Below are 25,737 nucleotides of genomic sequence, written 5' to 3'. Positions count from 1 at the left end.
GTCGGGCCGGTGCAGGCCGGCCGGATCAGTGGCGAGCCGGCAGGCCGGTGGCCGTCCGGTCAGACCAGTGGACGGCGCAGGGTCAGCAGCCCGCCGCGCGGCACCGGGATGGTGCCCGCCCGGTCGAGCTCGACCTCGCCCTGCCGGACGATACGCCCTCGGGCGTCCTGCACGGTGGCCTGCACCGTCCCGCCACCGCCGGTCAGCCGGACGTCCGGGTCGACGTCGGCGTTGGCGACCAGCAGCGTGCGCCAGCCGTCCCCGGAGGCGTCCACCGGCAGCGCGGCGTAGCGCGCCACCACGACGGTGGCGCCGCCGTCGGCGGTCACCATCGGGTAGCCGAGGTCCGGCCGGGCCGGGCGCAGCCCGCCGAGCTGCAGGGTGTCGGCGTGCTCGCGGAAGACGCCGAGCCAGAAGGCGATCGCCTCGCGCTGCCCGGGGCTCTGCGCGGCGAGGTCGACGGAGATCTGCGGCACCGAGTACAGCACGTTGATCAGGTGGCAGGCGATCTGCTCCGGCGGCTCGGCCGGGTGCCACATCAGCATGTCCGCGTGGACCGGCACCGGCCCGGCGGCGAGCCGCACGTCGATCGTCCGCTGCCGGTTCTCCTGCGGGCTGAGCGGGCAGTCGGTCGCGCGGATCATGGTGACGTACGGCCACAGGCCGGGGCTGACGTACGGCTGGCGGTGCTCGATCATCGCCTCCGGATCGACCGCGGTGATCCGGCCGCGGATCGCGGCGAGCAGCCGCTCGACACCCTCGTCGACGCTCTCGCAGTCCGCCTCGGGGCCGACGGGCGGCGCCTCCGCCCGGGCGAACCAGTCGACGAAGTCGACCTTGAGCCCGTCCATGCCCCACTCCTCGACGGCGCGGGCGAGCCGGCCGGTCAGGAACTCACGGACCTCGGGGTAGCGCGGGTCGGCGACGATCGCGCCCATGTGCGCGGCGTCGGCGAGCGCGTACCGGCCGATCCGTTCGAAGGCGGCGCTGTCCTTGCCGATGAACGGCAGCGCGTACCAGAGCATGTACCGCACGCCGAGGTCGTGGACGCGCCGCACGTGGGCGGCGGTGTCGGGGAGCGAGACCGGCTCCCAGTCGCCGCAGTGCGCGTAGCCGCGGGTGCGGTCGGCGGTCATCCAGCCGTCGTCGACGATGATGACGTCCAGGCCGAGTTCCCTGCCGAGCGCGGCCTGGGTCTCGACGCCCTCGGGCGTGATGTCCTGGTGCATCGAGTACCAGGTGGAGTAGGCGGGGCGGCGGGCGGCGGCGGGGATGTCGGCCTCGCGGCCGGTCCACCACCAGTCGGCGAGGCCGGCCAGGCAGCGGGCGAAGTGCCGGCGGGAGGTGTCGATGCGGACGGTGAGCCGGTCGGTGGCCTGGGCCCAGAACCGGAACTCGCCGGTCTCCTCCAGCACTCCGGCGCCGGCCAGCACGTCGGCGCGCTCGGCGGCGAAGGCACAGATCGCGACGTCGCCGGTGCCGATCAGGGCGGCGATCGGGGCGCCGTTGGCCAGGCTGGTGCGGCGCGGGGCGCTCCAGGCGGCGGGCAGCCAGCCGGTGCCGCGCGGCTCGGGGGTCCAGAAGGCGGTGGCGTCGACGCACGGCACCCGCCACTCGATCCGGACGTCGCCCTTCCCCTCCGCGGTCACCTCGACGACGCCCTCGCCCACCGTACGGGCGGTCGCCGGGCCGCTGACCCGCAGGTCCAGGCCCTCGGCGGACAGCGGGCGCAGGCCGCCGCCGGCGGTCGGGGCGTGCGGTTCCCAGATCTCGGTCATGCTCAGCCTTTCGTGGCGCCGGCCAGCAGGCCGGAGATGAACTGCCGTTGGAGGACCAGGAAGAGGACCATCATCGGCAGCGTGGACAGCGCGGTGCCGGAGAGGATCGCGCCGTAGTCGGTGTTGCTCTTGTTGCCGTGCAGGGTCGCGAGGGCGACCGGCAGGGTGTGCATCTCGGGGCTGCGCAGAGCGATCAGCGGCCAGACGAACTGGTTCCAGGAGCCGAGGAAGAGGAAGATCGAGAGGGCTGCCAGCACAGGCCTCATGACCGGCACCACCACGCTGAACAGCACCCGGAACTCGCCCGCGCCGTCGACCCGGGCGGCGTCCAGGAGCTCGTCCGGCAGGCTGCTCAGTGACTGCCGCATCAGGAAGATGGCGAACGGCACGCACAGGCTGGGCAGGATCAGCGCCTGGTAGGTGTCCAGCAGGCCGAAGTTCATCATCATCTTGAACAGCGGCACCAGCATGACCTGTTCGGGCACCACGAGGGTGGAGAACAGCAGGGCGAACAGCAGGGTCCGGCCGCGGAAGCGGAACTTGGCGAAGGCGTAGCCCGCCAGCAGGGCGACGACGAGGGCGCCCAGCGTCTGGATCCCGGCCACCAGCAGCGAGTTGCCGACGACCCGGAGCAGGCCGATCTTCTGCTGGAGGTGGTCGAGGTTCTCGCCCAGGTGACCGCCGGGCAGCAGCTTGGGCGGCCAGTCGAAGACCTCGGTGTCCTTGCGGGTGGAGGAGACCACCAACCAGTAGAAGGGGGCGATCGACAGCCCGGTGACGCCGGCGAGGAGGAAGGTCAGCGGCCAGCCGCGCAGCTTCTTGAGGGGGTTCACGCGCTTTGAGGTCTCGTTCTTGGAGGTCACGTGTCGCGCTCTCCCATCAGGCGCATCTGAACGGCGCCGAGCACCGTCACGAGCAGGGTGAGCGCGTAGGCGATGGCAGAGGCGTAGCCGAAGTCGAAGTACCGGAAGCCGTTCTGGTACAGGTACATGGAGACGGTCAGGGTGGCGTTGTCCGGCCCGCCACCGGTCAGCACGTACGGCTCGTCGAAGAGCTGGAGCGTGCCGATGGTCGAGAGCACGATCGTGAACAGCAGCACCGGGCGCAGCGCGGGGACGGTGATGGAGGTGAAGCGGCGGATCGGTCCGGCGCCGTCGACCATCGCGGCCTCGTACAACTCCCGCGGAATGGACTGGAGTCCGGCGAGGTAGATGACGGCGTTGTATCCGGTGTAGTGCCAGGTGAGCACCAGGACGACGGCCATCCGGGCCCAGACGGGCTGGCCCAGCCAGTCGACGGAGGGCAGGCCGACGGCGTTCAGCACCCAGTTGACCGCGCCGTCGTCGGCCTTGAGCAGGTAGGCGAAGATCACGCCGGTGGCGACCAGGCCGGTGACGGAGGGCATGAAGACGCCGAGCCGCCACACCGTGCGCCAGCGCACCAGCGCGGAGTTGATGCCGACGGCCATCAGCAGGGCCAGTCCGAGCATCAGCGGGACCTGCACGACGAGGATCTCTGCGGTGTTGCGCAGGGCGGTCCAGAACAGTGGATCGTCCAGCAGCCGCTGGTAGTTGGCGAGGCCGGCGCCGTGGGTGGCGGTGCCGGAGCCGGTGGTGAAGGACAGCAGCAGCGAGTCGATGACCGGGTAGGCCTTGAACACGCCGAAGGTCAGCAGGGCGGGGGCGAGCAGCAGGTACGGCACGGCGGTGCGCCGCCAGCGGGACCGGCGCGGCGCTGCGGACCTCCTGGTGAGGGCGGCGGGCGGGCTGGCGGCACTCATGCGGTACCGCGCCCGGTCTGCTGGGCGAGCTGCTTGGCGGCGTCCTGGAGGACGGCGGCCGGGTCGGCGCCCTTGAGGAGGACCTTGACCTGGGCGTCACTGACGAGCTTGAGGGCGCGGGCGTAGTCGCCGGAGTAGTTGGTGGGGTCGCCGCCCTCGGTGGCGAGGTCGGCGAAGGTCTTGAGCACCGGCTGGCCGCCGTAGTAGGCGCTCGGCGCGGCGTACAGCGGGTCGGCGTAGGCCTCGGTGAGGGCCGGGAAGACGCCGCCCGCGTTGAACATGGCGTTCACCGAGGCCGGACGGGTGACCGCGTACTCGACGAACTTCCAGGCGGCGCGGCGGCGCGGGCTGGACGCGGCGACGGCGAGGTGGGTGGAGTTGACCAGCGCGGTGCGCTTGCCGCCGGGGGTGACCGCCGGGGGCTTGGTGAGACGCCAGTTGCCGCTCTGGTCGGGGAACTTCTTCTCCAGGTAGTGCGCGACCCAGGCGGGCATCGCGGCCACCGCGAGCTTGCCGCTCTTCATCACGGGCATCCAGCTCTGGACGCCGGGGGTGTCGCCTATCAGCCCGGCCTCGTCCAGCCGCTTGACGATGGTCAGGGCGCGCACGGCCGGCTCCGAGCCGACGGTGATCTTGCCCTGGAGGTCGAAGTAGAAGGCGCCCTGGAGCTGCATCAGGGCCTGGACGAAGTCCAGGTCGGGGGTGGGGTTGGCGGCCCGGTTGACGCCGATCAGGGCGACGCCGGGGTTGGCGGCCTTGAAGCGGTCGGCCACGGCGAGCAGGTCGTCCCAGGTGGCGAAGGACTCGGGGTCGATGCCCGCCTTGTCGAAGTAGTCCTTGCGGTAGAAGAAGCCGAGCGGGTTGACCTCCCAGGGCAGCGCGTAGGCGTGGCCGTCCTTGCCGCTGACGACGGGCCACAGGCCCTTGGCGAACTTGTCCTTGTGCGCGTCGGCACCGAGCGCGGAGAGGTCGGCCAGGCCGCCGGGGAACTTCTCCATGTAGCCGGGCAGGTAGTCGCAGCCGATGTGCAGCACGTCGCCGAGGCCCTGGCCGCCGGCCGCCATGCCGACGGTGATCTTGTCCCAGATGGCCGGTTCGCCGATGTCCTGGACGTCGACCTTGATCCCCGGGTTGTCCTTCTCGAAGGCCGGGACGATCCCGCGCAGGGCGTCGGCGGCGGTGGCCCAGGACCAGACGGTGATGGTGCCGGTGTCGGCGTCCCCGCCCGAGGCGCTCCCCGAACCGGAGTCGCCGCAGGCCGTGAGCGCGCCGCCGGCCGCCAGGGCCAGCAGACCCGCCCCGGAGGCTCGGAGCAGATCGCGACGAGAAAGGTGTGACATTGCATTCCTCTCGGTGGGGTGGCGAGGGTAGGGGAGCGCGAGAAGGGGGGTGGCGAGAGCGGGGGGATGGCGAGAGTGAGGGGGTCGGGCTGGTTTTGAACGTTCAAATGCACAAAACAAACCGGAAACAAACAGGTTCGAACGGGCGGGTCACAGCAAACGCCCACCCTCCCCGCTTCGTCAAGACCCGAGCGCGGGGAGGGCGGGCTCCGAAACCGATCTGTTACCGACCCGCGCGCCGACCGCCGGGCGAAGATCCGCAGCAGTCATGGCAACCCCGCACCACCGAAGGAGCGTTAGGCGAAGACGACCAACATCGGTCTGTAGGAACAACTTTCCGAACACCAGCTGACCAGGTGTCGGAGAAAAGGAGGCAATGGTGCGGGCTGTTCGAGGCGTGGCCGTCCTGCTGGCGGTGGGGGTCGTCGCGGCCCTGGTCGCGGGAGACTCCGACGCGAAGGGCAGACCGACCGCCGCCGACGCCGCTCCGTCGAGCCCCGCGCCCGACCCGACCGACACGCCGCCCGCCGGCCCCGGCCCCGGCCCCGTCCCCGCCCCCACGCCGACCTGGGACGGCCAGGTCAAGGTGCTCGGCGACGGCTCCACCTCCGACACCGGCCCGCAGCCCAGGCAGGCCACGCCGGAGAAGCTGAAGCCCGGCGAGAAGCCGCCGCAGTTCGTGGTGTTCTCCTGGGACGGGGCACTGGAGGGCGACGACCACCTGTTCTCGCGCTTCCGCAAGCTGGGCGCGGAGAACAACGCCCAGATGACGTTCTTCCTCTCCGGCATCTACACCCTGCCCAAGTCCAAACGCACGCTCTACCACCCGCCGCAGCACGACGTCGGCACCGCCTCCATCGACTTCGCCACCGACGCCCACATCAAGGACACCCTGGAGCAGCTGCGCCTGGCGTGGCAGGACGGGAACGAGATCGGCACCCACTTCAACGGGCACTTCTGCAACGCCAAGGGCGGCAGCGAGTGGAGCACCGAGGAGTGGAAGAGCGAGCTCGACCAGGCGATCTCCTTCGTCACCAACTGGAAGACCAACACCGGCCTCAAGAACCTGCCGCCGCTGCCCTTCGACTACACCAAGGAGCTGGTCGGCGGCCGCGCCCCCTGTCTGGAGGGCCAGAAGGCCCTGCTCCCGGCCGAGAAGGCGACGGGCTTCCGGTACGACGCCAGCTCGCCGGGCGAGTTCCAGGTCTGGCCCACCAAGAAGGGCGGCATCTGGAACTTCCCACTCCAGATGCTGCCCTACCCGGGCAAGTCGACCCAGGGCCTCTCGATGGACTTCAACTTCCTGGCCGGCCAGTCCGGGGACAGCACCAAGGGCGACCCGAAGAAGTACGCCACCTGGGAGAAGGAGACCCGGGAGAGCTATCTCAGCGGCTTCGAACGGGTCTACAACGGCAGCCGGGCCCCGCTCTTCATCGGGAACCACTTCGAGACCTGGAACGGCGGCATCTACATGCAGGCCATCGAGGACGTGATGAAGAGCGTCTGCAAGCGGGACGGCGTCCGCTGCGTCTCCTTCCGCCAGGTCGCCGACTGGCTGGACGCCCAGGACCCCAAGGTACTCGACAAGCTGCGCAGCCTGGACCCCGGGCAGCCGGCCGACTGGTCACGACTGGTCAAGTGACCCGGTCCCGGCGGCCGTGGGGCCCGTGGTGTCACGGGCCCCACGGCGGGCCGGGCCTGCCCGGCCGCCGCTAGGACGTCTTCATGTACGAGGTCCAGATCCGGGTGGGCAGCGCGGAGTCCGGGGTGTCCGGGGCGGCGCCGCCCACCCCCTCCAGCGAGAGCAGCTTCATGTCCTTCAGGTCCGCCCGGAAGACCGTGACCGCCGTGGACACCTGCCCGTTGTAGCCGACGAACCACCCCGCCGTACGGTCCGCGGTGGTGCCGGGCTTCCCGGCGACGTCAGGGCCGGCCTCCGCCGCCGACGCGGCGCTGCCGGTGCGGACCGCGCCCTTGAGCGCCGTGTCCACCTCCGCCGCGACCGCCGGGGTCAGCGCCTGCGCGGCGGTCGGCAGGCGCAGGGCAAGCTGCTCGCCGTTCCGGGTGATCCTGAGGACCGAGTACGGGTCCGTGTGGCGGCCTCCCCCGGCGAAGGCGGCGTACGCGTCGGCGGTCCTGATCGCGCTCGGCGTGGAGTTCCCGACCCCGAAGGCCGGCACCAACTCCCCCATGGTGGCCGGGAGCACACCCAGGTCCGCGGCGGTCTTCTGTACCTGCTCCAGGCCGACGTCCAGGCCGAGCTGCATCATCGGCCCGTTGACGGACTGCTCCAGCGCGCTCCGCAGCGTGAGCGTGCCCCAGTCCCGCTTGCCGTCGTTGGCGGTCTTCACGATCTTCCCGTCCCGCCCCCAGTACGGCCCCTCCGGGGTCATCACGTTCACCCCGTTGTCGCCGTCGTAGGCCGTGGTGGGCAGGACCGGGGTACGGCTGCCGCCCCGCTGGCGCTGCACGCCCTGGCCGAGGCCGGCGGCGTACACCAACGGGGTGAAGGCCGAACCGACCGGCACCGAGGAGGTGTTGGCGTTGTCGAAGCCCTGCTTCAGGTAGTCGGGGCCGCCGTAGAGCGCGACGATCCGCCCGTCGAGGGACACCGACGCGGCGCCGACCCGCAGGAACCTGTCGGCCTCGCGGTTGCCGGGGTCGATCCCCTTGGTGGCGTCCTGCACCGCGGCGGCCAGGGCGGTGACCTTCGGCTTCTCGAAGGTGGTGTGGATCTGGTGGCCGCCGAGGTCGAACTGGGCCGCCGTGATGTCGCTGTGGCCCTCCACGTAGGTCCTGGCCATGTCCACCAGGTACCCGACCTGTCCGCTCAGCCCGGCCGACTTCGGCTGGGGCCTGGGCTCGGGGAACACCGTGTACTTGGCGCGCTCGGCGGCCGAGAGCTTGCCGGCCTTCACCATCCGGTCCAGGATCCAGGACCACCGGTCCTCGGCCCGCTGGTGGTTCTCCGTGCTGAGCGCCGGATCGAACTGCCCGGCCCCCTTCAACAGGGCTGCCAGGAAGGCCCCTTCACTCGGATCGAGCTGCGAGACGTCCTTGCCGTAGTACGCCGCCGCGGCACGTTCGATGCCGTAGCTGCCGCGCCCGAACCAACTGGTGTTCAGATAGCCTTCGAGGATGTCCTGCTTGCTCATCCGCTGGTCCAGCTTGATCGCGATGACCATCTCGCTGAGCTTGCGGGACATGTTCTGACGCTGGTTCAGGTAGATGTTCTTGACGTACTGCTGGGTGATGGTCGAGCCGCCCTGGGTGTCTCCGCCCGAAGCCATCTGGTAGACCGCGCGGCCGATGCCCGTGATCGAGATCCCCGGATCCGAGTAGAAGGTCTCGTTCTCGGCGGCCAGCACGGCCCACTGCACCGACTGCGGCACCCGGTCGAGCGGCACCTCCTGCCGGTTGGTCGGGCCGATCCGCGCCATCTCGGTGCCGTCCGCCCAGTAGTAGACGTTGTTCTGCTGGGTGGCGAAGGCGTTCAGGTCCTCCGGGACCTTGGTGGTCCGGTAGAACCAGGCCAGCCATCCCGCCAGCACCACCGCCCCCGTCCCCGCCACCAGGAGCAGCAGTCGCCAGGACGGAAGCCAGCGGCGGACCCCACGCCGCCCTCTGCGCGGGTAGTTGATCCACCGCAACGGACGCCATCGCCGACGTCCGGGCTTCTCGTCCTCGGCCCCGCCGCCTTGGTCAGCACACACAGTCCGGTCTCCGATTCGCTCGTGGGGACAGGTCCCCCGAACACTCAGACGCGATGGGGGCCGCATCACGGCAGACAGGAACGGGTGTGATCATGGTCATACCGCGCGCGGCCCGCGACCTCAACCGAACGCCCTCGCAGATCCGTTGACCCGGACGCCGACGTGGTCGTCACCGACCAGGTCGATGGCGACGTCGACCTCCCGTGCGACGTCCTCGAAGCGCCGGTGGCGGGCCTGCGGGCGAACCGGCGGGTGGTCAGTGCTGGGGGCCGGTGGCCAGGCTGAAGTGCGCGAAGTAGGCGTACTGGTCGGTGGCCGGGCCCCAACTGGTGTCGTGGCCGCCGTAGAAGGTGGAGAAGAACACTCCGCTGAACGGGATCGAGGCCAGGTCGGGCGCACCCGCCCCGGGCTGGGTGAACACCTGGCCGCCGTCGAGCCAGACGGTCACGTCGCCGCTGCCGCGGTCGACCAGCTGCTCGATGCTGTGCCAGTTGCCGTCGGCGGGCCACTGCCAGGAGCCGAGTCCGAGGTCCACGCCGTACCCGGAGGGGCCGGAGTTGGTCGGGGTGTAGAGGTAGACCTCGCCGTTCCCGACCCCGCTGCCGGGGTTGCGCCACATGTACCGGGTGGACCAGGCGTTGCCGTGGTTGCCGCCGGAGGCCTCGCCCGGGGTGCCGCCGTACAGCCCGGGGAGCTTGCCGGCCCGGCCGAAGTCGAAGCCCGAGGGCAGCTTGAGGTAGTACTTCAGGTCCAGGGTGGTGGAGTCGGCCAGGTCGCCGAGCCCGAGGGTGGGCAGGTCGGTGTAGAACTGGCCGCCGCCGCTGGAGGGGCAGTCGGAGCAGGAGTTGGCGGAGGAGCCGGCCCCGTAGAAGACCTGGAGGGCCGAGCCGTCCCCGGGGGCGGTGGGGTCGCTGGTCCCGCTGAGGTTCGGCCGGCCCCACTGGCCGGTGGACAGGGTGCCCCAGGCGCTGGTCCAGGCGCTGCTGCCGTAGCCGGTGAACTCGCCGGTCCAGGCGGCGGAGGTGGAGGCCGAAGCCTGGGCGGCGGAGGTGGCGGCGGCCGAAGCCGGGGCGGCGAAGGCCTCGGCGTCGACGGCCTGGGCGGGGCCGGCCAGGCCCAGCGCAGTGGCGCACAGGGCCATCGCGGCCCACGCGGCGATCAGTGAACGCTTCATGATGCTCCCTTGAGGCAGGTCGGCCACCCGGACGCGATGCGGGTCGCCGAGATGACTGGAACTCAGCTGCGCGAAGCTACGCACCACCCATGACAGCGCCGAGCGGCAAGGCTGGTCAAGTACCTGGACAGTGTTCACTGTTATGAACTCCATCGAGAGCCTGAGCCTGCCAGGGCGGCGCTATATTGGACCCCGTCCACATCTGTGAACAGGAAGGTCGTCCCGATGGCGCAGCCGAGCCCCGCCGCACCCGACGGCGCGAACGTGAAGTCCGCGGTTCGCACGGTCAAGCTCCTGGAGTACTTCGCCGGGCACGCCGGACTGCACAGCCTCGCCGACGTGCAGGAGGCACTGGGCTACCCGAAGAGCAGCCTGTACATGCTGCTGCGCACCCTGGTCGACCTCGGCTGGGTGGAGACCGACCTGACCGGCACCCGCTACGGCATCGGCGTCCGCGCCCTGCTGGTCGGCACGTCCTACATCGACGGCGACGAGGTGGTGGCGGCCACCCGGCCGGCGCTCGACCGGCTGGCCGACGAGACCTCCGAGACCATCCACCTCGCCCGCCTCGACGGCACCGACGTGGTCTACCTGGCCACCCGCGCCTCCCAGCACTACCTGCGCCCGTTCACCCGGGTCGGCCGCCGCCTCCCGGCGCACTCGACCGCGCTCGGCAAGGCCCTGCTCGCCACCCACACCGACGAGGAGGTGGAGCGGCTGCTGCCGGAACGGCTGGAGCCGCTGACGGAGCACTCCCACACCTCCCGCGCCGCTCTGCTCGACGACCTGCGCGCGATCCGCGAGCGCGGCTACGCGACCGACCGGGAGGAGAACACGGCCGGGCTGTGCTGCTTCGGCGTCCCCGTCCCCAACCGCACGCCGGCCCGCGACGCGGTCAGCTGCTCGGTGCCGGTCGCCCGGCTCACCCCGGGACGCGAGCAGATGATCCGCGACGCCCTCCTCACCGCGCAGGAGCGGCTCGACCTGGCCACCCGCCACCTGTGATCCGACCCCGCCCGTCGGGCAGGCACTGTGCCGGGGCGGGCAGGGCGGCCACCGCGCCCCGGACCGCCGCCAGGTCCGTACGCGACGCCAACCCCAGGTGGTAGAAGCGCAGTTCGCTCGCGCCGGCGCCGGCCAACGCCGCGCACCAGTCGGACAGGTCGGAGCGGTCGCCGCCCAGCCCCTCGACGGCGCCGACCGTCGCCACCACCCGACGGCCGGGACCGGCGTAGGCGCGGACGGCCGCCAGCGCCGCCGCGGAGCGGACGGTGGCGAGCAGGACCGGCCCGTCGGCCGGGGCGAAGGCGTCGGCGGGGTCCAGGCCGGGCGAGGGGCCGAAGCCGAGCGGGTCGGGCTGGGCGTGCAGCAGGACCGGCAGCCCGGGCCGCTCCCGCCGGACCGCCGCCACCGCCAGTTCCCGCAGCCGGGTGGCGGCGGCGACCCGCATCCGGACCACCGCCGCGTACGGCTCCGCGTCGAGTGCGGCATCGGGGGCGGCCCCGGCGAACACCGGGTCCAGGGCCGCCCGGACGGCCGCGCGCAGCGCCCGCGGTTCGGCTCCGGCGGCCCGGTAGGCGTGCCGGCAGCTCGGGCAGAAGCAGAGCGAGAACAGCAGCCGGGCGGAGGGTGGCAGGACGATCCCGGCCGCCTTGTCGTGGGCGTGCAGGTGGTCGAAGCCGTACCAGCCGCAGGACTCCAACTCCAAGCCCGCCAGGCCCGGTTGTCCGGCGACCTCGGCAGCGAGGGTGGCGCAGTACTGCTGGACCAGCGGGTTGGCGACGCACAGCGCCCACGGGTAGCGGTCGCCGTAGGCGTTGACCACGGCGGCCTCGGGACGGGCCTCGCCCAGCCGCTGGGCGTGCGCCAGCACGGTCCAGGCGTAGACCTCCACTCCGGCCTCGACCAGCGCATCGGCGGCCCGGCCGAAGGACCCGGGCGCCCCGGGGGCCTCGACCGGGCGCAGGCGCCCGGTCCCCTCCCAACGGGCCGGGTCCGGACGGTAGTACACGGCGGCATGGGCCGCGGTGACCACCTTGTGGCGCGGATGGTGCGGGGTCAGCGCCCGCACGCTGTGGTAGGCCGCGGCGACGGCCACCCGGCGGATACCGAGGCCGGCCAGGCGGTCGGCGAAGGCCGGGTCCCCGTCCACGTCCCAGGGGTAGAGGTAGCCGCCCACCTCGGGACGGCGACCCGGCGGCGCGCCGCCGCTCAGGTCGAACGGTGCCGCGCCGTCACTCGGGCGCAGCGGTGCCGCGCCGCCGCTCAAGCGAGCACCTCACGGGCGCGGTCGACCAGGTCGCGCAGGGCGCGCACGTGCTCGGGCTCGGGCTCGGCGAGCGGCGCCCGCACGGTGCCCACCGGGTGCCCGGCGGCCCGGGTCGCGGCCTTGACCAGGGAGACCGCGTAGCCGGGGCGCCGGCGCCGCAACTCGACGTAGGGGCGCAGGAAGACGTCGACCAGGGTGGCCAGGGTGGCCGTGTCCTCCTTGTCGAACGCCCGGTGGAAGGCGAGCGCGAGATCGGGGGCGAAGCAGAAGATCGCCGAGGAGTAGAGCGGCACCCCGATCGCCCGGTAGGCGAGCTGGGTCATCTCCGCGGTCGGCATGCCGTTGAAGAAGCGGAAGTCCGGCCGGTCCGCGGTGCGCACCGCGCTGACGATCCGGAGCATCAGGTCGAGGTCGCCGCGACCGTCCTTGAGGCCGATGACGGTGGGCACCTCGGCCAGTCGGGCCACGGTCGCGGGCTCGAAGGCCAGTTGGCCCCGCTGGTAGAGGATCAGGTCCAGTCCGGTGCCGGCCGCCAGCGCCTCGTAGTGGCGGGCGAGTCCCTCCTGCCCGCCGTCGACACCCTCCGGCGGGAGCACCAACAGGCCGTCGGCGCCGGCCCGTTCGGCGGCGGCGGCGTACTCGCGGGCGAGCGCGGTGCCGTAGCCGGTGCCGGAGATCACCGGGACGCGGCCGGCGGCGGCCGCCACCGCGACGGCGACGCAGCGCTCGTACTCGGCGGGGGCGAGGGCGGGGAACTCGCCGGTGCCGCAGGCGGCGAAGACCGCGGCGGGGCCGTCCGCCAGCCGCGCCTCCAGGTGGTGCCGGTAGCCACCGGGGTCGAAACCGCCGTCCTGGCCGAAGGCGGTCACGGGGAAGAACAGCAGGCCGTCCAGGCGGTCGGCGAGCGGGGAGTTGCCGGCGGGTGCGGACACGGGGCCGATCCCTTCAGATTCACGAACCGCGTACATGAATATGAACGCGTCCAGCGTAGGTTCGGGCCGAGTGGCGGTCAAGGCACCCGGCGTTCCCGTACCTGAACATCAGCCTTTCTTGTGAACGGCCTGATCCTCTGTGAGCATGGGCGGCGCCCCCATCCAGACAAGCCAGGCAAGGGAGTTCACCGTGTCCCTAATCCTCGTCACCGGCGCGGCAGGCGGCGTCGGCACCCTGATCCGGCCGCGGCTGGCCCGGCCCGGCCGCACCCTCCGGCTGCTCGACCTCGTCGCCCTCGAACCGGGCGAGGGCGAGGAGTTCGTCCAGGCCTCGGTCACCGACCCGGTCGCGATGCGGGCGGCCTGCGAAGGGGTCGACGCCGTGATCCACCTCGGCGGGCTCTCCCTCGAAGCGCCCTGGGAGCGGATCCTCGACGTCAACATCAACGGCACCCACACGGTCTTCGAGGCCGCCCGCCGCGCCGGCGTCCCCCGGGTCGTGTTCGCCTCGTCCAACCACGCCGTCGGCTTCCGCACCCCCGCCGAGTACCCGCTCACCGCCGCCACCCCGCCCCTGCCCGACACGTACTACGGCGTCTCGAAGGTGGCCGGCGAGGCACTCGGCGCGCTCTACCACCACCGGTACGGACTGGACGTCATCTGCATCCGCATCATGACCTGCTTCGCCGAGCCGCCCGACCCCCGCGCCCTCTCCACCTGGCTCTCCCCCGACGACTGCGCCCGCCTGCTGGAGGCCTGCCTCGCCGTCGAGCACCCCGGTTACCGGATCGTGTACGGCGTCTCCCCCAACACCAGGGGCGGCTGGGTCTCCCTCGACGAGGCCCGCGCGCTCGGCTACGCCCCCGTCGACGACGCCGAGGTCCACGCCGGCGCCGTCCTCGCCGCCCACGGACAGCCCGCCGCCGACGACCCCGTCCTCGCCCACCTGGGAGGGCGCTTCACCTTCCCCGACCTCGACGCCGACCACCTCTGCGGAGCCCCCGTGACCAGCCTCCCGCCCCGCCAGGGCCACGCCCCCCGCTGACCGGACGCGCGGCGCCCCGGCTCGCCCCGCCCGCCGGACGAACACGGCGGCCGGGGCAGGCCGGGGCCCGTCCGTGTCTCAGTGGCGCAGGCCGAGTTCGATCTGTTCCAGGCTGCGGCCCCTGGTCTCCGGGACCAGCCACGTGGTGAGGAGCAGGAGCACCACGTTGACCCCGGCGAAGACGTACATCGACCCGCCGACGCCCAGATGGTTGCCGTCGGACATGATCGGGTAGACGGCCGTGATCACACCGGTCGCCGCCCACAGCACGACGGAGGCCACGCCCATCCCCGCGCCGCGCGCCTTCAGCGGGAAGACCTCCGCCATCATCACCCAGACCACCGCACCCCACCCCAGTTCGTACCCGGCCAGGTACAGCACCAGCAGCACCACGGTCAGCACGCCGAGGGTGCCCTTGTCGTGGACGTGGGTCACCACCCAGCCGGCCAGGGCGAGGGTCACCACCATCACCACGTTGCCGATCAGCAGCAGCGGCTTGCGGCCCCAGCGGTCCACCACGAAGACCACCCAGGCGGTGAAGGCCAGTTTGGTGACGCCGAGGACGACCGCCGAGAGCAGCGCGGTGTTGGCGGTGAGGCCGAGCGCGACCAGCATGGTCGGGAAGTACGCGTTGATCGCGTTGACCCCGCTGAACTGCTGGCCGATCGCGAGCAGCAGGGCGACGAAGAGCATCGGACGCACCCACGGCGCCAGCAACTCCCGGACCCGGTAGGCGGTCTGGCCGGTGTCCAGGCGGATGACCTCGCGGATGGACGCCAGTTCGGCCTCGATCTCGTCCGCCGGGTGGGTGGCCGCCAGGACGGCCCGGGCCTCGTCCTCGCGGCCCAGGTTCACCAGCCAGCGCGGGGTCTCCGGCAGGAACGCCAGCCCGGCCACCAGGACCACCGCGGGCAGCAGGGCGCCGGCGAACATCCAGCGCCACTGCCCGTGCGGCTGGAGCCAGTAGTCGACCAGGAAGGCGATCAGGATGCCGCTGACGATGAAGATCTGGTTGAGCGAGCCCATCGCACCGCGGATCCTGGCCGGCGCCAGCTCGGACAGGTAGGTGGGCACGGTCGCGGACGAGAGGCCGACGCCCAGCCCGAGGACGGTACGGAAGGCCACCAGCGAGCCGAAGCCCGGCGCCAGCACGCAGGCCAGGGTGCCCAGGATGACCACGCCACCGGCCACCATGATGGTGCGCCGGCGGCCGATCCGGCCGGTCAGCCGGGCGGCGAGGCCCGCACCGAGCACCGCCCCGACCGACAGCGCCGCCGTGACGACCCCCTTGTCCAGGCCGGACAGCTGCCAGGTCTTGGATATGACGACCAGAATGCCCGCGATGACACCGAGGTCGTAGCCGAACAGGATGCCGCCGAGCGCGCCGAAGGCGTACAGCGTCACGGGATTGATGCTGCGCGGTGTCGATGACGACACCGCGGACGCGGTGCTCTGGGTCATGGATGGGATCGCCCTGTCTCGTGAGTGACCGGTGGCGGTGCTCCTGACCCGGGAGTGAAGCGGCAACCCACTGACCGGTCAAGACCTCTCGTCCACATCCACGAATTGAGGGCTTTGGCTATGTCCAGTTATCGACTGATATCCACCGAGATGTTGGTTCACATCCATGAATTCAGAACCAAATGGCGAACCGCCGCGCAGACCTACCTCCCGACCTCGCGCAGGCGGAAGTCCTCCACCGTCTCGCGGCGGATCAGCAGCCGGGCCCGGCCGTCCTTCACCGCGGCCACGGCGGGGCGGCCGACCAGGTTGTAGCCCGACGCCATCGACAGCTGGTAGGCCCCGGCCGCCGGGACGGCCAGCAGGTCGCCCGGCCGCAGGTCGGCGGGCAGGACGGCGTCGCGCACCAGCACGTCGCCGGCCTCGCAGTGGCGGCCCACCACGTCCACCCGGGCGGCGCCCGTCTCCGAGCGGCGGCCCACCAGCCGGACGCTGTACGGCGATCCGTACAGCGCCGGGCGCGGGTTGTCGCTCATCCCGCCGTCCACGGCGGCGAAGCAGTGGCCGTCCGCGGTGTGCTTCACCGACAGCACCCGGTACACCGCCACCGCGGCCGGCCCGGCCACCGCGCGGCCCGGCTCGACGATCAGGCGCGGCACCTCCAGGCCCGCCTCGGCGCAGCGCACCGCCAGCCGGTCGGTCACCCGCACCGCGAAGTCGGCGACGTCCAGCTCGGCGTCCCCCGGCAGGTAGCGGATGCCGTGGCCCCCTCCGAGGTCCAGCTCGGGCAGTTCCACGCCGTGCTGCGCCCGGATCTCCGCGAGCAGGCGCACCAGCGCGTCCACCGCCTGCAGGTACGGCTCCACCTCGGTGATCTGCGAGCCCAGGTGGCAGTGCAGACCGGCCAGTTCGAGCCCGGGCTGATCCAGCACCCGGGCGATCGCGTCGGCCGCGTCCCCGCCCTCGATCGGGAAGCCGAACTTCTGTCCGCCCACGCCCGTCCGCACCGCCGCGTGGTGCCCGGCCGCGATCCCCGGCACCACCCGGACCAGCACCCGCTGCGGGGTGTCGGCGGCCACCAGCGCGGCCAGCCGGGCGATCTCGGCCGGCCCGTCGATCACGATCCGCCCCACCCGCAGCCGCCGGGCCAGCCGCAGCTCCTCCGGGGACTTGGCGTTGCCGTGCAGCAGGATCCGCTGCGCCGGGAAGCCGGCCGAGGCGGCCAGCCACAGCTCGCCGGAGGAGCACACGTCCAGGCCCAGCCCCTCCTCTGCCACCCAGTCCGCCATCGCGCTGCACAGGAAGGCCTTGGCCGCGTACAGCACCTCGGCGTGCGGCAGCGCCCGCCGGTACGCCCGCGCGCGGCCCCGCACCTCGGCCTCGTCCAGGACGTACAGCGGGGTGCCGAACCGCTCGGCGGCCTCCGCCAGCCCCACCCCGCCGACCAGCACGTCACCGCCGGGACCGGGCCGCGCCGAGGCCGGCCAGGGGCCGCCGAGCGCGTCGGCGGGGGCGGTCGAGGGGACGGTCGAAGGGGCGGTCGAGGGGGCGGGGAAGGCCGGGGCGGTGAGCTGGGTCATGGCGGTACTCCAAGGGGGTGGGGCGGGGTGCAGGGGGCCGGTCAGTCCTCGAAATGCATCGCGATCCGGCAGTGCGCCGGGCGACCGCGGTCGTGGCCGACCGTGGCCGCGGGCGCAGGATGCGGCGGCTCGGCGCCGTCCTGGCGGTCCTGGCCGTCCTGGCGGCCGGCGGCAGACACCAGGCGGACCAGGCGGCGCGTCGGCTGCTCGACGGCGGTGGCGATCGTGCTGTTCACGAGAGGCTCCTCGGGGCTCGGGCGGGCCGCCGTGGTGCGGCCCTCGATTCAGTGGATCCCCACCGGCCGCCGATCGCACCGGGCCTTGACGCGTGGCCTACGCGCCGCCGGGCGTCCTTGACGCCTTCCTGACATCCGCCGCCGCCCGCCCGGCATCCGCCGCCACAGAGGCTCACCCGAACGGCCGCCCGCACACCCGAACGGCCGATCGACTCGCGTGTCAGAGAGCTGTCAAGGACGCCCGCCCCGGCGCCAAGCCCGCGTCAAGAGGTGCATGACGGGCAGGGATCCGATGGTGGGCTGTGCGCCGTCCCCGTCGCCACCGAGCACGCCGTCCCGCCGCTTCGGGGCGGCCCGGAAGGTCCCCCGAGACGATGCGCCGTTCGGCCCTCACCCCACCGGACACCACCACCGCCGCCCGAACCGACTGGTTCCGTCGCCCGGCACGGGTCCCCGAGCAGTCCCCACGCCACCAAGCGGACCGCCAACCGGACCACCGGTCCGATCAGCACCCGCACCACCACCCGAGCCACCGGCCGAGCAAGCCCGGCGGGCGGCGCCGGCTCATCACCCGCCGCCAGCTCGCCGAGGCCCTGCCCGCCGCCGTCCGCAAGCTCCACCCGCGCACCATGATGCGCAACCCGGTGATGCTCGTGGTGGAGACCGGCTCGGCGCTCACCACCCTCAGCGCGGTGATCCACCCGAGCGTCTTCGCCTGGGTGATCGGCTTCTGGCTCTGGCTGACCGTGCTGTTCGCCAACCTCGCCGAGGCCGTCGCCGAGAGCCGGGGCAAGGCGCAGGCCGAGTCGCTGCGCCGCGCCCAGGCCGGGACCACCGCCCGGCGGCTGCTGCACTGGCGGGTCGGCACCAGCGACCACCGCCACGACGTCATTCCCGCCGAGCAGTTGATGCTGCACGACGTGGTGCTGGTGCCGGCCGGCGAGGTCGTGCCGCAGGACGGCGAGGTGGTCGAGGGCGTCGCCGCCGTCGACGAGTCGGCGATCACCGGGGAGTCCGCGCCGGTGATCCGCGAATCCGGCGGCGACCGCACCGGTGTCACCGGCGGCACCAGGGTGCTCTCCGACCACCTGGTCGTGCGGGTCACCTCCCGGCCGGGGCAGAGCTTCGTCGACCGCATGATCGCCCTGGTGGAGGGGGCCGACCGGCAGAAGACCCCGAACGAGATCGCGCTCAACATCCTGCTCGCCTCGCTCACCATCGTCTTCCTGCTGTCCGTGGTCTCGCTCCAGCCGATGGCGATCTACGCGCACGCGCCGCAGACCACCGTCGTGCTGGTCGCCCTGATGGTCGCGCTCATCCCGACCACCATCGGCGCGCTGCTGTCCGCGATCGGCATCGCCGGGATGGACCGTCTGGTACAGCGCAACGTGGTCGCCCTGTCCGGCCGGGCGGTGGAGGCCGCCGGGGACGTCGACGTGCTGCTGCTCGACAAGACCGGCACCATCACCCACGGCAACCGCCGGGCCGTCGCGCTGCACCCGCTGCCCGGCGCGAGCACCGAACAGCTCGCCGAGGCGGCCCAGTTGGCCTCGGTCGCGGACGAGACGCCGGAGGGTCGCTCCCTCATCGAGTTGACGAACCGTCAGTACTGGGTGCCGCCTCGCGCACCCGGCGAACTCGGCGAGCAGCGGCCCGTCCCGTTCAGCGCGCACAGCCGGATGAGCGGCGTCGACCTCAGCTGGCCCGACGGGACGGGCTGTCTGATCCGCAAGGGTGCCGCCGGCGCCGTCGCCCGGTGGGTGGTGGAGTCCGGCGGGCGGATGCCGATGGAGGCCGAGCCGCTGGTGGACCGGATCGCCGAGGCCGGCGGCACCCCGCTGCTGGTCGCCGTCCACGACCGGCACGGCGCCCGCGCGCTCGGCGTGGTCGAGCTCAAGGACGTGGTGAAGGAGGGCATCGCCGAACGCTTCGCCGAGCTGCGGCGGATGGGCATCCGCACCGTCATGGTCACCGGCGACAACCCGCTCACCGCCCGCGCCATCGCCACCGAGGCCGGGGTCGACGACTTCCTCGCCGAGGCCACCCCCGAGGACAAGCTCGCCCACCTGCGGCGTGAGCAGGCCGCCGGGAACATGGTGGCGATGACCGGAGACGGCACCAACGACGCCCCCGCCCTCGCCCAGGCGGACGTCGGGGTGGCGATGAACTCCGGCACCCCGGCCGCCAAGGAGGCCGGCAACATGGTCGACCTCGACTCCAACCCGGCGAAGCTGATCGAGATCGTCCGGATCGGCAAGCAACTCCTGATCACCCGGGGCGCGTTGACCACCTTCTCGATCACCAACGACGTGGCGAAGTTCTTCGCGATCATCCCCGCGATGTTCGCCGGCTCCTATCCCGGCCTGCACCACCTCAACATCATGGAACTGCACAGCCCCACCTCGGCGATCGCCTCCGCGATCATCTTCAACGCGCTGATCATCATCGCGCTGATCCCGCTGGCCCTGCGCGGTGTCCGCTACCAGCCCGCCTCCGCCACCGACCTGCTCCGGCGCAACCTGCGGGTGTACGGACTGGGCGGGCTGATCCTGCCGTTCCTCGGCATCAAGGCGATCGACCTGCTGATCCAGTTCGTGCCCGGGCTTGGCTGACCCGGCGGCTGTCAGGAGGCCGTCAAGAAGTCCGCGGCCGGCGTCATGGTGGTGTCAGCGGTGGTACGGACGAACCGGTTCCGGGGTTCACTGGAGTCATCCGAAGCCTGGGAGTACCGACCCGGCGAGACAGCACCGGAGAGACGGAGGCGAACCGCCATGACCGGGACCACCCGAGTGATCGTCGGCCTGAGCGGATCACTGAGCAGTCTGGCCGCCCTCTACCACGCCGTCGGCGAGGCGGCCCGCCACGAGGCCGTGCTGGTGCCCGTCGTCGCCTGGACCGCGAGCGAGCGGGACGGGCTGCGCCCGCTGTCCGAACTGGAGCACGCCGCCCGGCGGCGGCTGGACATCGCCTTCGAGCAGGCCTACGGCGGCTACCCGGCCGGCCTGGTCATCCACCCGCTGGTGGTCAACGCCGAGCCGGGGCCGGCCCTGGTCGGCGCCGTCACCGGGCCGGCGGACCTGCTGGTCCTCGGCGCCGCCACCCGCCGCCGCCTCGACCGGCTGCGGCACGGCTCGGTGGCCCGGCACTGCCGCCACCGCGCGGGCTGCCCGGTGGTCGAGGTGTCGCCCTCCGCCCTGCTGACCCGGCTCGAACTCCCCGCCCGCACCGGCGCCCCGCTGCCTCTGCTCGGGCGGGTCTGACCCGCCGCCCACCGACCCATAGCCCGCCCGCCGACTCGGCGCGTCACCTCACCCACGCCGAGCCGGCGGGCGCCATCATGTCCGGAGCCGGCCCCAACTCGACCACCGTGTCCGCGTGTTCGCGTACCAGTGGCAGGTCGTGGCTGATCAGCGCCAAGGTCACCCCGTGCTCGGCGCGCAGCCGGCCCAGCAGGGCCATGATGCCCGCCGCCGTGTCGGCGTCCAGCGCCGAGGTCACCTCGTCGCACAGCAGGACGTCCGGCTCGGCCGCCAACGCCCGGGCGATGGCGACGCGTTGACGCTGGCCGCCGGACAGCTCGTGCGGGTGCCGGGCAGCCAGGTCGGCCGGGAGGTCGACGGCGGCCAGCAGTTCGGCGATCCGACCGGGGCACTGCTCGTGCGGGGTGGCGTGGTGCAGCCGCAGCGGCCTGGTGAGGGTGGCGCCGACGGTGCGGGCCGGGTTGAGCGCGCCGAGCGGGTTCTGCGGGACGAGCTGGACGCGGCGGCGCTGTTCGCGGGTGCGGGCGTGGTGCGAGCCGGCCAGCGGGGCGCCGTCCAGGGCGAGGGTGCCGCCGGTGGGCGGGTGGAGCCCGGCGAGGACGCGGACCAGGGTGGTCTTGCCCGCGCCGGAGGGGCCGGTGATGCCGGTGCAGCTGCCGGGCGCCAGGTGCAGGTCGACCCCGGCGAGGATCCGGCGCCGCCCGCGCCCGTACCCGACGTGGGCGTCGACGCCGAGCGCGGCCAGTCCGGCGGCGGCGCGGTCCGAGCCCGGTTCACCCGGTCCGGGCCGGAAGGTCCGTACGGCGGCCTGGACGGCGGCCTGGACGGGGACGGCCCCGGGGCGGGCCGGGGCGAGGGCGAGCACCTCGTCGGCGCAGCGGGCGACGAAGGCGGCGTCGTGGCTGGAGAGCAGGACGGCGATGCCGTGCCGGCGGGCCAGTTCACGCAGCAGGTCGGCGATCTCGTCCCGCAGTTCGGAGTCGAGACCGGCGCTGGGCTCGTCGAGGAGCAGCAGGTCGGGGCGGCGGGCGAGGGCCCGGGCGAGGGCGACGCGGCGCTGCTGGCCGCCGGACAGGGCGGCGGGGCGGCGGCGTTCGAGCTGCTGGTCGGCGGGCAGCCGGACCTGGGCGAGCAGCTCGCGCAGCGCCTGCGGGCTGCGGTCGACGGCGGTCTCGGCGAGCAGCTTGGCGACCCGCATCCGGGGGTTGAGGCCGGAGCCCGGGTCCTGGCCGAGGAAGGCGATCCGGTGGCGGCGCAGCCGGCGCAGCGGTTCGGGGGCGAGGTCGAGGACGTCCTGGCCGAGGACGGTGACCCGTCCGGTGGCGCGGGCGCCCGCGGGCAGGGCGCCCGCGAGGGCGTGCAGCAGGGTGGTCTTGCCCGCGCCGGAGGGGCCGGTGACGGCGTGCACCCGCCCGGGGCGCAGGTCGAGGCTGACCGGGGCGAGCAGCGGGGTGCCGTCCGTGAGGGCGACGGCGAGCCGGTCCACTCGGGCGGTGGGGGTGTCGGTCACAGCACTGCCTCCGAGTCGGTCCGGGTGGGGGCCAGGGCGTCGGCGGCGAGGTTGACGCTGACCGCGAGCAGGCCGATGGCCAGGCACGGCGCGGCGACCGCCCACGGGTTGAGCAGGATCCCGGCGGAGTTCTCGCGGATCATCAGCGCCCAGTCGGCTTCGGGAGGCTGCGGCCCGAGCTGGAGAAAGGCGGCGACCGAGACGACGTACACGCCCTCGACGAAGCGCAGCCCGAACAGGGCGAGGACGGTGGCCCGCAGGTTGGGCAGGACCTCGCGGGTGACCAGGTACCAGAGCCGTTCGCCGCCGGCCGCGGCGGCCTCGACGTAGCCGGTGGCGGCGATCGGCGCGGCCGCGGCGGCGACCACCCGGACGGCGTAGGGGGTGCCGAGCACCACCGCCGCGGCGGCAACGGCCAGGCGGCCGCCGGCCGGCCAGGCGAGGGCGATCAGCATGATGCCGAGCACGGCGGGCAGCAGGATGGCGACGTCGGCGGTCCGTTCGACCCAGCGGCCGAGCCGCGGGCGCAGCACGGCGAGCACGCCCAGCACGGTGGCGGCGCCGGTGACCAGCACGGCGACGGTGAGCGCGGTGGCGATCAGCGGCGCGCCACCGTGCAGCAGGCGGCTGAACACGTCGCGGCCGAGCTGGTCGCCGCCGAGCACGGCCTGGTCGTCCGGGGCCCCGTAGGGCGCGGTGAGCGGCAGGTCGACGGGGTGCGGGGCGAGCAGCGGCCCGGTGAGCGCGAGCAGGACCAGCAGCAGGGCGGGCAGGGCGCGGACCAGCACCCGGCGGCGCTGCTTGGGCAAGGCGCTCATCCGCGCACCCCCAGGACCCGCTCCCGGATCAGGTCGGCGGCGAGCAGCAGGACGCTGATGGCGGCCCCGGCCGCGGCGACCACGCCGGCCACCAGCGGAGTGTCCCGATCGGCGATGGCCCCGGCGAGGACGGCACCGATCCCGGGGTAGTTGAACAGCGTCTCGACCACGACGGCGCCGCCGAGCAGCATGCCGGCCGAGGTGGCGGTGGCGACGGCGATGCCGGGCAGGGCGCCGGGCAGCAGGTGGTGGGTGAGGATGCGGTGGCGCGGCAGTCCGTCCAGGACGGCGGCCCGTACGTGCGGCAGCGCGGCCTGGTCGGCGAGGGCACCGCGGACGATCCGGGTGTTCCAGCCGATCTGCGGGACGGCCAGGGCGAGGGCGGGCAGCACGATCATGTCCCAGGAGGCGGGTGCGCCGTCGGCGCCGGTGAGGGTGACTGCGGGCAGCCAGCCGGTCCACAGCGAGAAGACCAGCAACAGGCCGACGGAGAGCACGAATTCGGGCAGCGCGAAGGCGGCGGTGGCGAGTACCGCGATGGTCCGGTCGACGCGGCCGCCGGGGCGCAGCGCGGCCCAGCCGCCGAGGGCGAGGGCGCCGAGGACGCTGGCGGCGAGGGCGAGGCCACCGAGCAGCAGGGTGTTGGGGAAGGGGCCGGCCAGCACGGAGGTGACCGGTTCGCCGTGGGCGGTGGTGCCGAGGTCGCCGGTGGGCAGGCCGGTCATCCAGTCCCAGAAGCGTTCCGGGAGTGGCCGGTCGAGCCCGAGGGCGGCGCGGCGGGCGGCCACCTCGGCGGCGCTCGCGCCGCGGTCGGAGGTGGCGCCGGCGGCGTCGCCGGGCAGCAGTTCGACGGCCGCGAAGACGGCGGCGAGCAGGACGGCGAGCAGGCCGATCCGGCGGGCGGCGAGCAGCCCGACCCGGCCGAGGCCGCCGAGCCGCCCCGCCGGGGACGCGGCGGCGCCCCCGGCGGGAGTGTGCGTGGGCGTCACCGAGGCGGTGGTCAACGCGCCAGCCAGGTCTTTTCGAGCTGTACGCGCCCGTAGCCGGGCAGCGTGGGCAGGCCCCGGACGGCGGAGCCGGCGAGGTCGATGCCGTCGGCCATGCCCCAGAGCAGGTAGCCGGACCCGGCGTACTCGATCTCCTGGAGCTGGTGCAGCAGCTTGCCGCGCTCGGTGGCGTCGGCGGTGCCCATGGCCTTGCGGTAGGCCTCGTCGAAGGCGGGCTCGTTCCAGCCGGCCTCGTTCTGGCCGGCGTCGGAGAGCATGGTCTTGGAGGCGAAGAAGACCACCGCGTCGTTGGTGCCCCAGTAGCTGGTGTAGAGCTGGCCCTTGAGCCAGGTGGCGTCCCAGAACACCTTGGAGTCCTGCTTGACCACATTGATCTTCACGCCGGCCTCGCGGACCTGGGTGGCGAAGAGGGTCGCGGACTCGGCGAGGCCGGCGATGTCCTCGGTGGTGATCAGGTCGTAGGTCCTGCCGGTGTCGAAGCCGGCCTCGGCGAGCAGCTGCCTGGCCTTGTCGAGGTCGCGCCTGCGCTGCGGGACGTCCTTGGCGTAGACCGGGTCGCCGGTGCCGAGGATGTCGTTGGCGACGGTGCCGTAGCCGGAGAGGACCTGCTTGACCATGGCGTCGCGGTCGACCGCCAGGCGCAGCGCCTCGCGGACCCGGGCGTCGGCGAACGGGCCGTCGGCGGTGCGCATGACGACGGGCATCGCCATGTCGTTGGGGCGACGCAGGATCTGGACGTCCTTGCGGGCCTCGGCGGTGCGGGCGGCGACGGCGCCGACGTTGGAGGCGACGTCGATCTGCCCGGCGAGCAGGGCGTTGGCCATCGCCTGGGGGCTCTCGAAGATGCGGACCTCGACGGCGTCCAGGGGCGGCTTGCCGCCGTACCACCGGTCGTTGCGGACGAGGCGGGCGTTGCCGTCGCGGTACCAGTCGAGCTTGAACGGGCCGGTGCCGGGGGCGCCGGCGAGGGCGTCGTCCTTGGTGTCCTTCTTGAGGACGAACGTGGTGAGCCGGGTGAGCAGCGGCAGTTCGGCGTTGGGGTAGTCGGAGACCAGGACGACGGTCCTGGCGTCCTCGGCCTGGATGCCCTCGGGCTGGATGCCGGGCAGTCGGCTCTTGCCGGAGGGGGTGTTGCGCAGGCGCTTGAGCGACCAGACGACGTCCTCGGCGGTGACGGGGGTGCCGTCGTGGAAGGTGGCGCCGTCGGCGATCGTGAACCGCCAGGTCCTGAGGTCCTCGGAGGGCTTCCAGGAAGCGGCGAGCCGGGGGGCGGTGTTGGTGATGTCGCCGGGGATCGTCAGCGTGTCGTAGAGCAGGCTGATGATCAGGTAGTCGCTCTCGTTGGACTGGGTGCCGTGCGGATCCCGGGTGACGGCGGAGGCCCGGCCGAGCGCGCCGATCTTCAACGTGCCGCCGCTGCGGGGCTCTTCGCCCGCGGCGCCGGAGGACGGGGCGGTACTCCCGGCGCCGGGCTTGGCGCCGCCACAGGCGGCGAGCACCCCGGCGGCGCCGATTCCGGCGGTGGCCCACATCAGCTGTCGTCTGGTGACGCTCACGTCGTACGTCCTCGTTTCCGGGTGGAGCGGGGTTGAGCGGGGTTGAGCACGACGAGGCTGGAACAGCCCTGAAGCAGGCTCAAGCGAAAATGCTTAGGTTTGCCTATCCTAAAATCACAGCTCAGCGCAACCCACCTGCGCCGGAATGGCGCAAGGGCGCCCCGGCCCAGCCGTGATCCAACTCACGCCCGCACAACGGCAACTGAGCCCCACCCCCACTCCTCCGTACACGTACGCGACCACACCGCCACCGGAACTCCGTCAGACTCACTGGTAAG

20 protein-coding genes are annotated in these 25,737 nt (G+C 73.0%); 5 read left to right on the top strand and 15 right to left on the bottom strand.

Features of this window, described 5'->3' with window-relative positions; translation table 11 throughout:
* Positions 1 to 59: 59 nt before the first annotated feature.
* From ACIOJE_RS14565 to ACIOJE_RS14550, 4 genes are read right to left on the bottom strand one after another with little or no spacing between them, the layout of a single operon-like run.
* On the bottom strand, positions 60 to 1,778 hold the full coding sequence (locus tag ACIOJE_RS14565) for an alpha-galactosidase (RefSeq protein ID WP_280680506.1): 1,719 nt from the start codon (positions 1,776 to 1,778) through the stop codon (positions 60 to 62).
* Between the two features lie 2 nt (positions 1,779 to 1,780).
* Positions 1,781 to 2,641 carry a carbohydrate ABC transporter permease gene (locus tag ACIOJE_RS14560; RefSeq protein ID WP_400776320.1) on the bottom strand — a complete coding sequence of 287 codons (861 nt, stop codon included), beginning with the start codon at positions 2,639 to 2,641 and terminating at the stop codon, positions 1,781 to 1,783.
* On the bottom strand, positions 2,638 to 3,558 hold the full coding sequence (locus ACIOJE_RS14555; protein ID WP_400776318.1) for a carbohydrate ABC transporter permease: 921 nt from the start codon (positions 3,556 to 3,558) through the stop codon (positions 2,638 to 2,640). The genes ACIOJE_RS14560 and ACIOJE_RS14555 overlap by 4 nt, the downstream gene beginning before the upstream one ends.
* Positions 3,555 to 4,898: a sugar ABC transporter substrate-binding protein gene (locus ACIOJE_RS14550; protein WP_280680503.1), complete on the bottom strand. Its 1,344-nt coding sequence runs from the start codon at positions 4,896 to 4,898 to the stop codon at positions 3,555 to 3,557. Before ACIOJE_RS14550 ends, ACIOJE_RS14555 begins: the two co-directional genes overlap by 4 nt.
* Positions 4,899 to 5,274: 376 nt before the next feature.
* On the opposite strand from ACIOJE_RS14550, the gene ACIOJE_RS14545 reads away from it, so the two are divergent.
* Complete coding sequence (locus tag ACIOJE_RS14545; protein ID WP_400776314.1) at positions 5,275 to 6,540, top strand: hypothetical protein; 1,266 nt, start codon at positions 5,275 to 5,277, stop codon at positions 6,538 to 6,540.
* Positions 6,541 to 6,610: 70 nt separating this feature from the next.
* Here ACIOJE_RS14545 and ACIOJE_RS14540 read toward each other — a convergent pair whose 3' ends face one another.
* Both ACIOJE_RS14540 and ACIOJE_RS14535 read right to left on the bottom strand, forming a co-directional pair.
* Complete coding sequence (locus ACIOJE_RS14540) at positions 6,611 to 8,611, bottom strand: transglycosylase domain-containing protein (RefSeq protein WP_280680501.1); 2,001 nt, start codon at positions 8,609 to 8,611, stop codon at positions 6,611 to 6,613.
* A gap of 256 nt (positions 8,612 to 8,867) precedes the next feature.
* Positions 8,868 to 9,785 (bottom strand): polysaccharide lyase, encoded by a 918-nt coding sequence (locus tag ACIOJE_RS14535; protein ID WP_400776311.1) that lies wholly within the window; start codon positions 9,783 to 9,785, stop codon positions 8,868 to 8,870.
* A gap of 225 nt (positions 9,786 to 10,010) precedes the next feature.
* Between ACIOJE_RS14535 and ACIOJE_RS14530 the strand changes: the two genes are divergently transcribed.
* Positions 10,011 to 10,790, top strand: coding sequence for an IclR family transcriptional regulator (locus ACIOJE_RS14530; RefSeq protein ID WP_400776308.1), 780 nt, complete (start codon positions 10,011 to 10,013; stop codon positions 10,788 to 10,790).
* On the opposite strand, the gene ACIOJE_RS14525 is transcribed toward ACIOJE_RS14530, so the two are convergent.
* Positions 10,747 to 12,000, bottom strand: a complete 1,254-nt coding sequence (locus ACIOJE_RS14525; RefSeq protein ID WP_400776427.1) for a hypothetical protein — start codon at positions 11,998 to 12,000, stop codon at positions 10,747 to 10,749. The genes ACIOJE_RS14530 and ACIOJE_RS14525 overlap by 44 nt on opposite strands.
* A gap of 50 nt (positions 12,001 to 12,050) precedes the next feature.
* Positions 12,051 to 13,022: a 5-dehydro-4-deoxyglucarate dehydratase gene (locus ACIOJE_RS14520; RefSeq protein WP_400776305.1), complete on the bottom strand. Its 972-nt coding sequence runs from the start codon at positions 13,020 to 13,022 to the stop codon at positions 12,051 to 12,053.
* A gap of 109 nt (positions 13,023 to 13,131) precedes the next feature.
* Here ACIOJE_RS14520 and ACIOJE_RS14515 point away from each other — a divergent pair, with 109 nt between their 5' ends.
* Complete coding sequence (locus tag ACIOJE_RS14515) at positions 13,132 to 14,031, top strand: NAD-dependent epimerase/dehydratase family protein (protein ID WP_400776302.1); 900 nt, start codon at positions 13,132 to 13,134, stop codon at positions 14,029 to 14,031.
* A gap of 78 nt (positions 14,032 to 14,109) precedes the next feature.
* On the opposite strand, the gene ACIOJE_RS14510 is transcribed toward ACIOJE_RS14515, so the two are convergent.
* The 3 genes from ACIOJE_RS14510 to ACIOJE_RS14500 all read right to left on the bottom strand — a co-directional run bounded on the left by ACIOJE_RS14510 (position 14,110) and on the right by ACIOJE_RS14500 (position 17,308).
* Entirely contained in the window at positions 14,110 to 15,492 is a 1,383-nt protein-coding gene (locus ACIOJE_RS14510) for a sugar porter family MFS transporter (RefSeq protein WP_400776299.1), read from the bottom strand.
* A gap of 203 nt (positions 15,493 to 15,695) precedes the next feature.
* Complete coding sequence (gene lysA / locus ACIOJE_RS14505; RefSeq protein ID WP_400776296.1) at positions 15,696 to 17,072, bottom strand: diaminopimelate decarboxylase; 1,377 nt, start codon at positions 17,070 to 17,072, stop codon at positions 15,696 to 15,698.
* A gap of 41 nt (positions 17,073 to 17,113) precedes the next feature.
* Positions 17,114 to 17,308 carry a hypothetical protein gene (locus ACIOJE_RS14500; protein ID WP_400776294.1) on the bottom strand — a complete coding sequence of 65 codons (195 nt, stop codon included), beginning with the start codon at positions 17,306 to 17,308 and terminating at the stop codon, positions 17,114 to 17,116.
* 374 nt (positions 17,309 to 17,682) lie between these two features.
* Here ACIOJE_RS14500 and kdpB point away from each other — a divergent pair, with 374 nt between their 5' ends.
* Complete coding sequence (gene kdpB / locus ACIOJE_RS14495; protein ID WP_400776292.1) at positions 17,683 to 19,920, top strand: potassium-transporting ATPase subunit KdpB; 2,238 nt, start codon at positions 17,683 to 17,685, stop codon at positions 19,918 to 19,920.
* 159 nt (positions 19,921 to 20,079) lie between these two features.
* Positions 20,080 to 20,568: a universal stress protein gene (locus tag ACIOJE_RS14490; RefSeq protein ID WP_400776290.1), complete on the top strand. Its 489-nt coding sequence runs from the start codon at positions 20,080 to 20,082 to the stop codon at positions 20,566 to 20,568.
* A 43-nt stretch (positions 20,569 to 20,611) separates the two neighbouring features.
* Here ACIOJE_RS14490 and ACIOJE_RS14485 read toward each other — a convergent pair whose 3' ends face one another.
* Genes ACIOJE_RS14485 through ACIOJE_RS14470 form a run of 4 tightly spaced genes read right to left on the bottom strand, consistent with a single transcriptional unit; the run spans position 20,612 to position 25,459 of the window.
* Positions 20,612 to 22,078, bottom strand: a complete 1,467-nt coding sequence (locus ACIOJE_RS14485; RefSeq protein ID WP_400776287.1) for an ABC transporter ATP-binding protein — start codon at positions 22,076 to 22,078, stop codon at positions 20,612 to 20,614.
* Positions 22,075 to 22,896: an ABC transporter permease gene (locus ACIOJE_RS14480; RefSeq protein ID WP_400776283.1), complete on the bottom strand. Its 822-nt coding sequence runs from the start codon at positions 22,894 to 22,896 to the stop codon at positions 22,075 to 22,077. Before ACIOJE_RS14480 ends, ACIOJE_RS14485 begins: the two co-directional genes overlap by 4 nt.
* Positions 22,893 to 23,912: an ABC transporter permease gene (locus ACIOJE_RS14475; RefSeq protein ID WP_400672993.1), complete on the bottom strand. Its 1,020-nt coding sequence runs from the start codon at positions 23,910 to 23,912 to the stop codon at positions 22,893 to 22,895. Before ACIOJE_RS14475 ends, ACIOJE_RS14480 begins: the two co-directional genes overlap by 4 nt.
* On the bottom strand, positions 23,897 to 25,459 hold the full coding sequence (locus tag ACIOJE_RS14470; RefSeq protein ID WP_400776280.1) for an ABC transporter substrate-binding protein: 1,563 nt from the start codon (positions 25,457 to 25,459) through the stop codon (positions 23,897 to 23,899). The genes ACIOJE_RS14475 and ACIOJE_RS14470 overlap by 16 nt, the downstream gene beginning before the upstream one ends.
* Between the last annotated feature and the right edge of the window lie 278 nt (positions 25,460 to 25,737).

This window comes from Kitasatospora sp. NPDC087861 (genome assembly GCF_044742585.1).
Lineage (GTDB): Bacteria > Actinomycetota > Actinomycetes > Streptomycetales > Streptomycetaceae > Kitasatospora.
This window is presented reverse-complemented; position numbering and strand designations above follow the sequence as displayed.